At 64.4% G+C, this 13,349-nt stretch carries 10 protein-coding genes; 4 read left to right on the top strand and 6 right to left on the bottom strand.

Annotation, left to right across the window (positions count from 1 at the left end; translation table 11 throughout):
- Window positions 1–5 precede the first annotated feature (5 nt).
- Window positions 6–1,325, bottom strand: a complete 1,320-nt coding sequence (locus SB756_RS03600; RefSeq protein WP_410910183.1) for an NAD(P)/FAD-dependent oxidoreductase — start codon at window positions 1,323–1,325, stop codon at window positions 6–8.
- A 166-nt stretch (window positions 1,326–1,491) separates the two neighbouring features.
- Between SB756_RS03600 and SB756_RS03605 the strand changes: the two genes are divergently transcribed.
- Window positions 1,492–2,118: a glutathione S-transferase family protein gene (locus SB756_RS03605; RefSeq protein ID WP_410910184.1), complete on the top strand. Its 627-nt coding sequence runs from the start codon at window positions 1,492–1,494 to the stop codon at window positions 2,116–2,118.
- A gap of 241 nt (window positions 2,119–2,359) precedes the next feature.
- Here the strand turns inward: SB756_RS03605 and sfnR are convergent, their stop codons facing one another.
- From sfnR to mrdA, 4 genes are all read right to left on the bottom strand, one after another.
- On the bottom strand, window positions 2,360–3,460 hold the full coding sequence (gene sfnR / locus SB756_RS03610; protein WP_410910185.1) for a sigma54-dependent transcriptional activator SfnR: 1,101 nt from the start codon (window positions 3,458–3,460) through the stop codon (window positions 2,360–2,362).
- A 9-nt stretch (window positions 3,461–3,469) separates the two neighbouring features.
- Window positions 3,470–4,657 (bottom strand): acyl-CoA dehydrogenase family protein, encoded by a 1,188-nt coding sequence (locus SB756_RS03615; RefSeq protein ID WP_410910186.1) that lies wholly within the window; start codon window positions 4,655–4,657, stop codon window positions 3,470–3,472.
- Between the two features lie 9 nt (window positions 4,658–4,666).
- Complete coding sequence (gene msuE / locus SB756_RS03620) at window positions 4,667–5,227, bottom strand: FMN reductase (protein ID WP_410910187.1); 561 nt, start codon at window positions 5,225–5,227, stop codon at window positions 4,667–4,669.
- Window positions 5,228–5,565: 338 nt separating this feature from the next.
- On the bottom strand, window positions 5,566–7,461 hold the full coding sequence (gene mrdA, locus SB756_RS03625) for a penicillin-binding protein 2 (RefSeq protein WP_341798391.1): 1,896 nt from the start codon (window positions 7,459–7,461) through the stop codon (window positions 5,566–5,568).
- Between the two features lie 563 nt (window positions 7,462–8,024).
- On the opposite strand from mrdA, the gene SB756_RS03630 reads away from it, so the two are divergent.
- On the top strand, window positions 8,025–9,356 hold the full coding sequence (locus SB756_RS03630) for an MFS transporter (protein WP_341798392.1): 1,332 nt from the start codon (window positions 8,025–8,027) through the stop codon (window positions 9,354–9,356).
- Here the strand turns inward: SB756_RS03630 and SB756_RS03635 are convergent.
- On the bottom strand, window positions 9,353–10,249 hold the full coding sequence (locus SB756_RS03635) for a LysR family transcriptional regulator (RefSeq protein ID WP_016499165.1): 897 nt from the start codon (window positions 10,247–10,249) through the stop codon (window positions 9,353–9,355). The two genes, SB756_RS03630 and SB756_RS03635, sit on opposite strands and share 4 nt — an antisense overlap.
- 117 nt (window positions 10,250–10,366) lie before the next feature.
- On the opposite strand from SB756_RS03635, the gene mdlC reads away from it, so the two are divergent.
- Both mdlC and SB756_RS03645 read left to right on the top strand, forming a co-directional pair.
- On the top strand, window positions 10,367–11,953 hold the full coding sequence (gene mdlC / locus SB756_RS03640; protein WP_410910188.1) for a benzoylformate decarboxylase: 1,587 nt from the start codon (window positions 10,367–10,369) through the stop codon (window positions 11,951–11,953).
- Between the two features lie 55 nt (window positions 11,954–12,008).
- Window positions 12,009–13,349, top strand: coding sequence for an MFS transporter (locus tag SB756_RS03645; RefSeq protein ID WP_410910189.1), 1,341 nt, complete (start codon window positions 12,009–12,011; stop codon window positions 13,347–13,349).

Here is a 13,349-nt window from a genome sequence, read left to right on the forward strand (position 1 = left end):
CCTTGTCAGCTTTCCAGGCCGGCACGGCGCTGGCCCCAGTGCAGGTTGAGGTTGACGCCCGCGCTCAGCAGCGGCTCCGGCGGGTTGCGGTTGGGGCCTGCGGAGCCCAGCAGGAAGTCGATCAGCTCGTCGCGTTCGCCGCTCAGCCAGTCAGCCAGCAGGCTGCCGGTAGCGGTGCCACGGGTGATGCCAAGGCCGTTGCAGCACAGCGCCGCGTGCACGTTGGGTGCGAGGGTGCCGAAGTGCGACAGGTGGTTGCGCGACAGGCACATCGAGCCACCCCAGGTGTAATCGAACGCCATGCCCGACAGCATCGGGAAGCGCCGCTCGAACGAATCGCGGTGCTGGCGCCCGGCACGGGCGATGTGGCGTGGGTTGGCGCGGCCGTCGGCATTGAAGCTGAAGCTGTTGCGCACCAGCAGGCGCTGGTCCGGGGTGCGCCGCAGGGTGCTGCCGAACGGGTCTGCCGGGATGATGCCCCAGGTGTTCTTGCCGCCCAGGCGGGCTTGTTCGTCCTCGGTCAGCGGGCGGGTCATGCTGGCGTAAGTGAAGATCGGCAGCAGGCGGCCAGGCAGGAAGCCGAAGTACGAGGCGAAGGCATTGTTGGTCAGCAACAGCTGGTCGGCGACGATCTCACCATTGGCGTGCTTGAGGGTGATGCGCCGGCCCTGCTCGATGTGGGTGATGGTGGTGCGTTCATGCAGGGTCACGTTGCCCGGCAGGCTGTCGGCCAGGCCTTTGGCCAGGGCGGCGGGTTGCAGCAACTGGGTGCCCGGGGTGTACAGCGCCTTGCGGTAGAAGGTGGTGCCGAAGTGCTCGGGCAGGTCGCGGGCATCGATCATCTGGTAAGGCTGGCCGAGTTTTTCCAGGCCGCTGCGGTAGGCTTCGAGCACCGCCAGGCCTTTGTCTTCGACGGCCGCCTGGTACTTGCCGTCCGGGCGGATCTGGCAGTCGATGCCGTGCTGGTTGATCAATTCGCGCAAGATCGCCTGCGCGCGCAGGTTGAGTTTGAGGTTCATCCGCGCCGTGGGCAGGTCGCCGATGTAGTCGGCGGCGCCAATGTCGTGGGGCAGGTCGATGGCAAACCCGGAGTTGCGCCCCGAGGCGCCGAAGCCGACTTCCTGGGCGTCGACCAGGATCAATTCGTCGTCAGGGTGATGCAAGGCCAGTTGCCGCGCGGCGGCCAGGCCGGTGAAGCCCGCGCCAAGCACCACCCAGCGCGCCTCGCTCCGCCCCTGGTGCGCGGCGCGTGGCTGGCGCGGCGGGCTGAGGTGGAACCAGCCGCAACCGTTGTCGTCCGCAGGGGTAGAGGTGTTTCTGTACATGGTTTTTATCCCTGTTGTTTTCTCCACTATGGCATTGGCGGCTGGGCGGGGACTATGACGGGAGGGACGGGGAATGGGATGTTTTGGCTGAGGGCATTGACCGTTCCGGGCCGGGCGTGATCTGCTCGGGCTTCATGATCATTCAAAGGAAATTGAAGGTCCCACCATGCCCGACTACAAGCTGCATTGCTTCGCCGAATCCGGCAACGCCTACAAGGCTGCGCTGATGCTTGAACTCACGGGCCAGGACTGGCAGCCGGTGTTCGTCGACTTCTTTCATGGCCAGACCCGGGAGCAAACCTGGCGTGACGAGGTGAACGAGCAGGGCGAGGTGCCGGTGCTGGAGCACGCGGGCAAGACCTTCACCCAGTCTGCGCTGATCCTGGAATACCTTGCCGAACAGACCGGCCAGTTCGGCCCGCGTGACGATGACGAAAAGCGCGAGATCTGGCGCTGGATGCTGTTCGACAACCACAAGTTCACCAGCTATTACGCCGCGCTGCGCTTTCTGTTCTGCCTGAAAAATACCGGCGAAACGGACGTGACCCGGTTCCTGCGCGAGCGTGCCACGGCGGCTTACCGCATTGTCGACGCGCATTTGGCGAAGACGCCGTTCATGGTTGGCGGCCGGCTGACCATCGCCGACCTGTCGTTGGCGGGGTATGTATTCATGCCGGAGGACACCGGCATCCCGTTGGCGGAGTTCACCCATATCGAAGCGTGGAAGGCGCGGATCCAGGCGCTGCCAGGCTGGAAGCACCCGTATGAGCTGATGCCGCGCACGGCATCCTGACCCCTTCGCGGGCACGCCCGCTCCCACAGGGGCAGCGCAGGCTCAACCTTTACGAGGCCCTTTATGGGAGCAGCTGTCTTGCACCATCACTCAGGTTGCCGCATCGCCTTGTAGGAGCAGCCTTGTGCTGCGAAGAGGCCGGTAATGCTAAACATTATCTTTGCCTGCAATGGCCTCTTCGCAGCACAAGGCTGCTCCTACAGGGCTTGTGTTTGCCTAAATTACACATGCACTACCAGCCTCAGATCGACAACCGCACTACCCGGTTGTCCAGCACCTGCTGTTCCTGCCCGCGCCGTTTGTTGACTACCAGCTCGCCAATGGCAATCAGCCGCGTGCGCGTGATGTTGCGTGACAACCCCAGCAACTGCGCGGTATGCACCTGGTTGTAATGGCAGAACCGATAGGCCGAGCGCAGCAGGGCGTTTTCCACTTTCTCGTACAGGTCACCCGACTGCTCCTCGTACAACCGGCTGAACGCCCGTTGTAGCAGGTCCTCCACACCATTGCCTGCCGGCTCCTCTTCTTGCCGTTCGATGCGCAGGTTGGACAAACGCAGGTCTTGTGCTCGCACCGTGCCATCGCCGCAGGTCAGCAAACTGTGGTGAATCACGTTTTCCAATTCGCGAATATTGCCCGGCCAACTGTACTCCACCAACTTGGCCTGGGCCTCGGGGCTCAGCTCCACCGGGCCGTAGCCTAGCCGATCGCTGTAGCTGCGGATGAAGTGCCGGGCCAGCGGCAGGATGTCACCTGGGCGGTCGCGCAGCGGGTGCAACTGCAACGTCACCACGTTCAGGCGGTAATACAGGTCTTCACGGAAATGCCCGGCGTTGATGGCCTTTTCCAGCTGCACGTTGGTCGCGGCCAATACCCGAACGTTGATCGGGATGCTCTTGCGCGACCCGAGCCGCACCACCTCGCGCTCCTGCAGCACGCGCAGCAGCTTGACCTGGATCGGCAGCGGCAGGTCGCCGATCTCGTCGAGGAACAGCGTGCCGCCGTTGGCCTCCTCGAACCAGCCGGCCTTGGCCGACAGGGCGCCGGTGAAGGCGCCTTTTTCATGGCCGAACAGTTCGGCTTCCACCAGCGATTCAGAGAACGCGCCGCAGTTGACCGCAACGAACGGCCCGTTGCGCCGGCCGCTGAGGTTGTGGATGTGGCGTGCCACCAGCTCCTTGCCCGTGCCGGTTTCGCCAATGATCAGGACGCTGGCCTCGCTGGGGGCGACCTGTTGCAAGTGGGCGAGCAGCGCCTGCGACCTGGGGTCTTCGAAGACCTGTGCGGTCGCCCTGATCGAGGTAGCCAGTGTCGGTGACGGGGGGAGGGTCAGCAGTTGCATGGGCAGTCCTCAGGAGTAGAAGGATGGGGCAGGGCGTTTGCCGTTGAGGGCCCACTCGCCGAGTTCGTGGATGCGGTAGTCCACCGGGTCGTGCAGGGTTTGCGTGCGCAGGTTGCGCCAGTGCCGGTCGAAGCGCAGCGAGGCATGGGTGGCACGGGCACCGGTGACTTCGAACAGGCGGTTGCAGATGTCCAGGCCGTGGCGGCTGGCGGCGACCTTGGCGGTGCCGATGGCCAGCGCGAGGTCGCCGCGCTCCTCGGCGGTGAGCGCATTTTCCTTGGCCCAGGCGGCGTCCAGTTGGCGTGCGGCCCGTTCGATCAGCAGGCGCACGCTTTCCAGGCCGATCCAGAACTCGCCGTAATGGCGCAGCACGTAAGGGTCTTCGGCACTGCTGGCGGCGCTGGAGCGGAACCACGGCCGGCTTTCCTTCAGGGTGTACTGGCGGGCTTCGTCGAAGGCGCCCTCGGCAATGCCGAGGAACAGATTGGCGAAGTGCAGCTGGGCAATCAGCGGCCGCAGGGCAGCAAACGGCGTGCTCAGGGGGCCCGGGTCGAGCAGCAGTTCATTGTGCTCGACCCGCACCCGCTCGAACGTGGCGCTGCCACTGTCGGTCTGGCGCTGGCCGATGTTGTTCCAGTCGCGGTGCAGGCTGATGCCGGTGCGGCCGCTGGGAATGGCGGCGATCAACAGTTTGCCGCCGACACGTTCGTCCACCGCCGAGGCGATGAGCATCTCCGAGTCGCTGGCGCCGGAGCAGAAGCTTTTCTTGCCAGAAAACTCGCACCAGCCGTCGAAGTGCTTGACCACCGTGCGCGTGTCCAGCGGGTTCAGGGCATTACCCCAGAACCACTGTTTGCGGGCGGTCTGTTCAAACCACGGCTGCCACTGGTCCGGACGTGCGAACAGGCGCACGGTCGCCAGCATCAGGTGGTGAAAGCCGAATACATGGGCGATGGAGCTGTCGACCCGGGCGAACTCGCGCACCACCGCGAAGGTGTCGTGCCAGTTGGCGCCCTGGCCGCCGAAGGCCTGCGGGATTGCCAGCGACAGCAGGCCGCTGCCTCGCAGGGCATCGCGCTCGGCTTTTGGCGTGCCGCCGCGCTCGTCGCGCTCGACGGCGGTCTGGGCAAACTGCCCGGCCAGTTCGCGGGCGATGGCCAGGGCCGGGCGCAGGGGTGCATTTACAGGTGCATTCATGGCCGCTCCTCAGGCGCTTTTACGCAATGCGTGGTGGGCGCCGAACAGCGGCACGGCACGTTTGGCGGCCAAGCGGATACGGGCGGCGAGGGCATCGCTGGAAACCCGGTAGTCGGCCAGTTCCGCCTGGCTGGCGAACACGCCGATGGGCAGGGTCAGGGCCTGCAGGAAGCTGAACAGCGGGCGCAGCTGATGGTCGAGCACCAATGCATGGCGTTCGCTGCCACCGGTGGCGGCGAGCAGTACCGGGGTGTCGACCAGGGCGTCCTGGCCGATCAGGTCGAACAAGTGCTTGAAGTGGCCGGTGAAGCTGCCGCGGTACACGGGGGTGGTCACCACCAGCAGGTCGGCCTTTTCCACCAGGCGCAGTTGCTGTTCGACGGTTTCGGGCAGTTCGCTGCGCCACAGGGCACTGCCTAGCGGGCGGGCGATGTCGCCCAATTCGATCAGGTGCGGCTTGATGTGCAGGTGTTCGGCCAGTTCGGCGAGGATCGCCTCGGTCAAGGCCAGGGTGCGCGATGGGCGGGAAGTGCCGCCGGACAGGGCTACGACGTTCAGTGGGGTGCTCATGGGCAGGTCTCCGGTTCTGGTTGAGCGGGACTTTGCTTGAGCAATCGTCGTGCCTGGTTTTAATGTTCTTTGGGATCAACGGGTTAGCGCAATTCCGTGTCTGCGCTGGTGTTGCCGTGCGGGCGTTCTCTGTTGATCGGGTGTTGCGCTGCAGACAGTTGGCCGGGTGTTGGCTGCTGTACAGTTGGGAAGGTTATAAAGGATTACTCTTCTCAAAAAAAAGAATAAGAAGTCATATTCTTATGCGACTAATTTGTTTTTTTGCGCCTGTCTGGGCAACGGAGGGCGGATAGGAGCGGCCTTGCGCCGCGGCGGGGCGCGGAGCGGCCCCGGCAATCTCAAGTGTGCGGCACGCCCCGAGCAGGCACCCCGCCCGCATACTCCGGCTTCAGATGCCCTTGCTCATCCAGCAGGTAAGCATCCATTACCTCGCGCACCACCGGCCCCGCCACCCGGCCCCCAGCCTCACCGTTCTCGATCATCACCGCCACCACCACACTCGGGTGGTCGGCCGGTGCAAAGCCGACAAACAGGGCGTTGTCGCGGTGGCGCTCCAGGGTCTTGTTGCGGTTGTAACGCTCACCCTGCTTGATCGCCACCACCTGCGCGGTACCACTCTTGCCGGCGATCCGGTACTGCGCGCCTGCCGCAGCGGCGCGGGCAATACCGCGCGGGTCGTGCATGACCATCTGCATGCCCTGGCTGACCTGGTCCCAGGCATGCTTGTCGTGCAGCACGATGTTGGGCATCGGGTTGGGGTCTACCGGCGCATCGCCACCCACGGTCATGGCCAGGTGCGGGCGATGCCACACGCCCTTGCTCGCCAGCAGGCTGGTGGCCTGGGCCAGCTGCAGCGGGGTGACCTGCATGTAGCCCTGGCCGATACCCAGGATAAGGGTTTCGCCCGGGAACCATGCCTGCCGCCGGGTGGCGCGCTTCCACTGGGCCGACGGCATCAGCCCGGAGGCCTCTTCGAACATGTCCAGCGACACCTTCTGACCCAGGCCGAATTCGGCCATGTAGTCATGCAGGCGGTCGATGCCCAGCTTGTGCGCCAGGTCGTAGAAGTAGGTGTCGTTGGACCGCATGATGGCGGTGTACATGTCCACCCAGCCGTCGCCACTGCGGTTCCAGTTGCGGTACTTGTGGTCGTAGTTGGGCAGCTCGTAATAGCCCGGGTCGAACACCCGGCTGCCGGGGGTGATCACGCCGCTGTCGAGGCCGGCGATGGCCACTTCCGGCTTCACCGTCGAGCCCGGGGCATACAGGCCGCGCAGCACTCGGTTGAACAGCGGGCGGTCGATGGAATCGCGCAGTTCGGCGTACTGCTTGAAGCTGATGCCCTTGACGAACAGGTTGGGGTCGAAGCTGGGGTTGCTGACCATTGCCAGCACATCGCCGTTGGCCGGGTCCAGTACCACCACCGAGCCACGCCGGTCGCCCAGCGCCTTTTCTGCGGCCACCTGCAAGTGGGCGTCCAGGGTCAGGACAATGTCCTGGCCCGGGGTCGGGGCCTTGTGGTTGAGCACGCGCATCACCCGGCCCTGGGCGTTGGTCTCGACCTCCTCGTAGCCCACATGGCCGTGCAGTTGGCTTTCGTAGAAGTGCTCGATACCGGTCTTGCCGATTGACTGGGTGCCACGGTACTCGGTGCTGTCCAGGACCTTGGCTTCTTTCTCGTTGATGCGCCCCACGTAGCCTACCGAGTGGGCGAAATGCCCAGCCAGCGGGTATTCGCGGATGAACTGCGGTTCCACCTCCAGGCCCGGCAGGCGGAACTGGTTCACGGCCACCAGGGCGATCTGCTCTTCGCTCAGGCCCACCATCAGGGTCACCGGTTCGAACGGCTTGCGGCCACGGCGCAGGTCTTTGTCGAACTGCTTGCGGTCGTCTTCGGTCAGGCCTAGCACCTGGGTGAGGGTGTCGAGCACCTTGGCCGAGTCGCCACCGGCCCGCTCGCGGGTCATGGTCAGGTCGAAGCTGGGTTTGTTGTCGGCCAGCACCACGCCGTTGCGGTCGTAGATCAGCCCGCGTTCGGGGGCGATGGGCAGCACGTGCACACGGTTGTTTTCCGACACGGCGGTCTGCTGGTCGTGCTGCAGCACCTGCAAGACATACAGCCGCCCCACCAGCACGGCGACCAGGCTGAAGACCAGGATGGCGCAGGCCAGGAGCCGACGATTGACCAGGTGTTTTTCCTTTTCGTGGTCCTTGAGGGGGATGGGTTGTGGCATCAGTAGCTCTTTTCAGCAGGTATCGCGGTGGCTGTGCGGGCGCGCGATCGGGCCGGGGATGCTACGCAACCGCTACCGCGCCCTCAAGGCGAGCGGCGGCTGGCGCTGGGTGGATAACGGCTGTTCGCCCCGCAATCAGGGCGCTGGCGGGGAACATGAAGATTTGTTCATGGCAGCTCAGTCGTTAAGGGCCAGGTATGGATTTTTAGTGTTTTATGGATCCATAGATCTAGAGTGTTCGGTAAACGAACAAAAATTGGACTAGGTGTTAAATTATTAACTCACTGATAAACAAGCCGAAAAGGTAATGAATATCAATTTTCAGCCTTGGTTATAAGAGATTTTCTGGGAGCGATCGCATGCGGCCTGTTGTTTGTGGATCCATTATCTGGTTGATTAGCGCCTGACAACGGCCGGAGCCCTCCTGCCGTACGCAATAACAATTACAAAAAGGGTTCAGTCATGAATGGCTATCCAGCGGCCCGGAACTGTCAGGGTTCCCCCCGTCTTGCCTGCGCGTGCGCATCTGTCCTCCCGCCTGTGGCCAACCGGCAGGTGACTCCATGAATACCGATCTCAAGCAACGCCTGGACAACGACCCGATGGGCCGCTTCCAGTACTTGGCCATTGGTATTTGCATCGTCCTCAACATGATCGATGGCTTTGACGTACTGGTCATGGCCTTCACTGCGTCGTCGGTGTCCGCCGAGTGGAACCTGAACGGCGCACAGGTCGGGCTGCTGCTCAGCGCCGGCCTGTTCGGCATGGCGGCCGGTTCGTTGTTCCTCGCACCGTGGGCCGACCGCTTTGGCCGTCGCCCGCTGATCCTGCTGTGCCTGGCGCTTTCCGGCATCGGCATGCTGCTCTCGGCAATGAGCCAGAGCCCGTTGCAACTGGCGCTGCTGCGTGGCCTGACCGGGCTGGGCATCGGCGGCATCCTGGCCAGCAGCAACGTGATTGCCAGTGAGTACGCCAGCAAACGCTGGCGCGGCCTGGCGGTCAGTTTGCAGTCAACCGGTTATGCCCTGGGGGCGACGCTGGGTGGTTTGCTGGCGGTATGGCTGCTGGGGCATTGGGGCTGGCGCTCGGTGTTCCTGTTTGGCGGCATTGTCACCGTGCTGGTGATCCCGCTGGTGCTGTTGTGGCTGCCAGAGTCGCTGGACTTTCTGCTGGCGCGTCGCCCGGCCAATGCCTTGGCACGGGTCAACCGCCTGGCCGTGCGCCTTGGCCAGCCGGCGCTGGCACAACTGCCAACAGCCATGGCAAGGGAGCAGGGCGCTCCCCGCGGCTTCCGGCAACTGCTGACACCTGCCATGCGCCGTACCACACTGGTGATCTGGTTGCTGTTTTTCCTGGTCATGTTCGGCTTCTACTTCGTCATGAGCTGGACGCCGAAACTGCTGGTCGCCGCCGGCCTGTCGGCACAGCAGGGCATCACCGGCGGGGTGCTGTTGAGTGTTGGCGGCATCCTTGGCGCGGCGCTGATCGGTGGCCTGGCTTCGCGCTGGCCACTCACCCGCGTGCTGGCCCTGTTCATGCTGATCACGGCGGCGCTGCTGGTGCTGTTCGTGGTCAATGGCGCGTCGGTCAGTGCCGCCTTGGCGCTGGGGTTGCTGATCGGGCTGTTCTCCAATGGCTGCGTGGCCGGCCTGTATGCCCTGTCGCCGGTGGTTTATGACGCCTCGGTGCGCGCTACCGGCGTGGGCTGGGGCATCGGCATCGGCCGTATGGGCGCAATCCTGTCGCCGACCGTGGCCGGCATGTTGCTCGATGGCGGCTGGCAACCGCTGCACCTGTACGGGGTGTTTGCCAGCGTCTTCGTGCTTGCCGCCGGTTGCCTGCTGTTGCTGCGCCCCGCGGCCAGCACGGCGCGGCCAGTGCTGGCCGACGCCTAAGCCTGGCCATCGATGATCGCCTGGGCGACCGTGGCGTAGAACCATTGCAGGGCGGCGGAGTTGTCGCTGTTGGGGTGCCAGTTCAGCGACACGTTGAACTCGGCAACCTGGAACGGCAGCTCAAGCATTTTCAAACCCCCGTCCTGCATGAACAGCCGGCCGATCTGTGCCGGCAGCACGGCGAGCAGGTCGGTGCCCGGGATGATCTTCGGCAGCACCGAGAAGTGCGGCACCTGCAGGCTGATGCGCCGCTGCAACTGCATGCTGGTGAGCACGTCTTCGACACTGCCGTGGCCGGTGGTACGGGTAACGCTGATGTGGCGCTCGGCAATGAACTGCTCAAGGCTCAGTTCATTGCCGATGCGTGGGTGGTCGCAGCTGAGCAGGCATACATAACGTTCGCGCATCAGTACCTGGCTACGCGTGCCCGGCACCGGCGGGCGGCAGATGGCGGCGTCGATCTTGCCGCTGGCCAGCCAGTCGCCCACCTGGTCGACCTGCAGTGGCAGCACCTCGACTTCAGCCTGCGGGGCATCGCGGTTCAGGCGCGCCAGAATCAGCGGCAAAAAGCCCATTTCGCCAAGGTCGGAAAGGGCGATGCGAAACCTGCGTTCGGTGGTCGCGGGGTCGAACTGGCGGGTGCTCTGCACGGCACCTTCGATGCGCGTCAGTGCGTCACGCAGGGTGCCGTACAGCTGCTCGGCAACAAAGGTCGGCTGAATGCCGTCACGCGTGCGGCTGAACAGGGCGTCGTCAAACAGTTCGCGCAGGCGGGCCAGACCATAGCTGACCGAGGGCTGGGTGACGAACAGGCGCTCGGCGGCAAGGGTGACGCTGCGGGCCTCGTACAGGGTGACGAAGGTGCGGATCAGGTTCAGGTCGATGTGGCTCATGGGGCGCTGGCTTCACATAGATAGGTTTTATTTTTAGTAAAGATAGTATCAATTTGATCAATCTGGCCGTGGCTGCAAAAGTAACCCGAATTCCAAAAACAAGCTGCAAGGGGCTTTATGAAAACTGTTCACGGCGCCACTTACGACATTCTTCGCCAGCATGGCCTGACCACCATCTTCGGCAACCCCGGCTCCAACGAGCTGCCGTTTCTCAAGGGCTTCCCGGAGGATTTCCGCTACGTCCTCGGCCTGCACGAAGGCGCCGTGGTCGGCATGGCCGATGGCTACGCACTGGCCAGCGGCCAGCCCACTTTCGTCAACTTGCACGCTGCTGCTGGTACCGGCAATGGTATGGGCGCCCTGACCAATGCCTGGTACTCGCACAGCCCGCTGGTGATCACCGCCGGCCAGCAGGTGCGCTCGATGATCGGGGTGGAAGCGATGCTGGCCAATGTCGATGCCGCACAGCTGCCCAAACCACTGGTCAAGTGGAGCCACGAGCCCGCTACCGCGCAGGACGTGCCGCGCGCCCTGAGCCAGGCGATCCACACCGCCAGCCTGCCACCACGCGGGCCGGTGTACGTGTCGATCCCATATGACGACTGGGCGTGCGAAGCGCCAAGCGGTGTCGAGCACCTGGCACGGCGCCAGGTGAGCAGTGCCGGGCTGCCGTCGCCGGCGCAGCTGCAGCACCTGTGCGAACGCCTGGCAGCGGCGCGCAACCCGGTGCTGGTGCTGGGCCCGGATGTCGATGGCAGCGCTGCCAATGGCCTGGCTGTGCAGTTGGCCGAGAAGCTGCGCATGCCGGCCTGGGTCGGGCCTTCTGCGTCGCGCTGCCCGTTCCCTACACGGCATGCGTGCTTTCGCGGGGTATTGCCGGCAGCCATTGCCGGCATCAGCCACAATTTGGCCGGGCACGACCTGATCCTGGTGGTGGGAGCTCCGGTGTTCCGCTACCACCAGTTCGCCCCAGGCAACTACCTGCCGGCCGGTTGCGAGCTGCTGCACCTGACCTGTGACCCGGGCGAAGCGGCGCGCGCGCCCATGGGCGACGCCCTGGTCGGCGACATTGCGCTTACCCTCGAGGCCGTGCTGGACGGCGTGCCGCAGAGCGTGCGGGCGATGCCCACCGCTTTGCCTGCTGCTGAACCGGTGGCGGATGACGGTGGCCTGTTGCGCCCTGAAACCGTGTTCGACCTGCTCAACGCCCTGGCGCCCAAGGACGCCATCTACGTCAAGGAGTCCACCTCTACCGTGGGGGCGTTCTGGCGCCGCGTGGAAATGTGTGAGCCGGGCAGTTATTTCTTCCCCGCAGCCGGTGGCCTGGGTTTTGGCCTGCCAGCTGCCGTAGGCGTGCAGCTGGCATCGCCTGGCCGGCGGGTGATCGGCGTGATCGGCGACGGTTCGGCCAACTATGGCATCACCGCGTTGTGGACCGCCGCGCAATACAACATCCCGGTGGTGTTCATCATCCTCAAGAACGGCACCTACGGCGCATTGCGCTGGTTCGCCGATGTGCTGGACGTCAACGATGCGCCAGGGCTGGACGTACCTGGCCTGGACTTCTGCGCCATCGCCCGTGGCTATGGCGTGCAGGCGGTGCATGCGGCCACTGGCAGCGCCTTCGCCCAGGCCTTGCGTGAAGCGCTGGAGAGCGACCGGCCAGTGCTGATCGAAGTGCCGACCCAGACCATTGAGCCCTGAACCCGACACACACGCACACCACGCGACACCCACAAAAACAAGAACCGAGGTGGCTATGAAGACGACTTCCGTAAGTGAAGTGATCGATGCTGCACCCTTCAATCGCACGCACCTGCTGATACTGCTGTGGGGCTGTTTCATCATGCTGTTCGACGGCTATGACATGGTGATTTACGGCTCGGTGGTGCCACGCCTGATGCATGAATGGCAACTTAGCGCCATCGAAGCCGGCACGCTCGGCAGCTGTGCGCTGTTCGGCATGTTGTTCGGCGGTACTTTGCTGGCGCCACTGGCCGACCGTTTCGGCCGGCGCAAACTGATCATCCTCACCACACTGCTGGCCAGCCTGGCGGCGTTCATGACCGGGCATGCAGAAACCCCGCTGGAGCTCGGTGCCTGCCGCCTGGTGACTGGGCTGGCCCTGGGCGCGCTGGTGCCCAGCGCCGTCAACCTGATCAGCGAGTTCGCCCCGCAAGGGCGGCGCAGCACCATGATCACCGTGATGTCCAGCTTCTATTCGGTGGGCGCAGTGCTGTCGGCTTTGCTGGCGATCGCGGTGATCCCGCAGTGGGGGTGGCAAGCTGTGTTCTATGTGGCTGTGCTGCCGGTGCTGGCCGTACCGTTCATGCTGCGCTACCTGCCGGAGTCGGCTGCGTTTCTTGAACTCAAGGGGCGCCGTGCCGAGCTTGAGCGGTTGCTGGCGAAGGTCGACCCGGCGTTTCGCCCGGGCACCGAGCTACATTTGGCGGGCAGCGACCAACCGGTAGACAAGGCGCGCCTGGCGCAGTTGTTCGGCCCTGGTCAGGCCCTGGCCACCTTGTTGCTATGGGTGGCGTTCGCCATGTGCATGCTGATGAGCTACGGCCTCAATACCTGGTTGCCCAAGCTGATGGCGCAGGGCGGCTACCCCTTGGGCTCGAGCCTGGCGTTTCTGGTGACGCTGAACATTGGCGCCACGGTGGGTGCATTGTTTGGTGGCTGGCTCGCCGACCGCCTGGGGGTGCAGCGCACGCTGGTGCTGTTCTTCGTGCTGGCAGCGCTGTCGCTCGCGGCGCTGGGGCTCAACCCGGGCCCGCTGTTGCTGAACCTGCTGTTGCTGATCGCCGGCGCTACCACCATCGGCACGCTGGCGGTAATCCATGCCTATGCCTCTATCGCCTACCCGGCGCACATCCGCTCCACCGGGGTGGGCTGGGCTGCGGGTATCGGCCGCCTCGGCGCCATCGCCGGGCCCATGCTGGGTGGCAGCCTGCTGTCGATGCAACTGCCGATCCAGCAAAACTTCCTCGCCTTCGCCCTGCCTGGGGTGATCGGTGCGCTTGCCATCGCCTTCATCCAGGTGCGTGCGCCACAACAGGCCAGTGAGCCTGAAGCTGCCAACAAACCTACGTGCTGA

Origin of the sequence: Pseudomonas sp. SIMBA_068, from assembly GCF_046534705.1 — a bacterium.
GTDB classification, from domain to species: domain Bacteria; phylum Pseudomonadota; class Gammaproteobacteria; order Pseudomonadales; family Pseudomonadaceae; genus Aquipseudomonas; species Aquipseudomonas putida.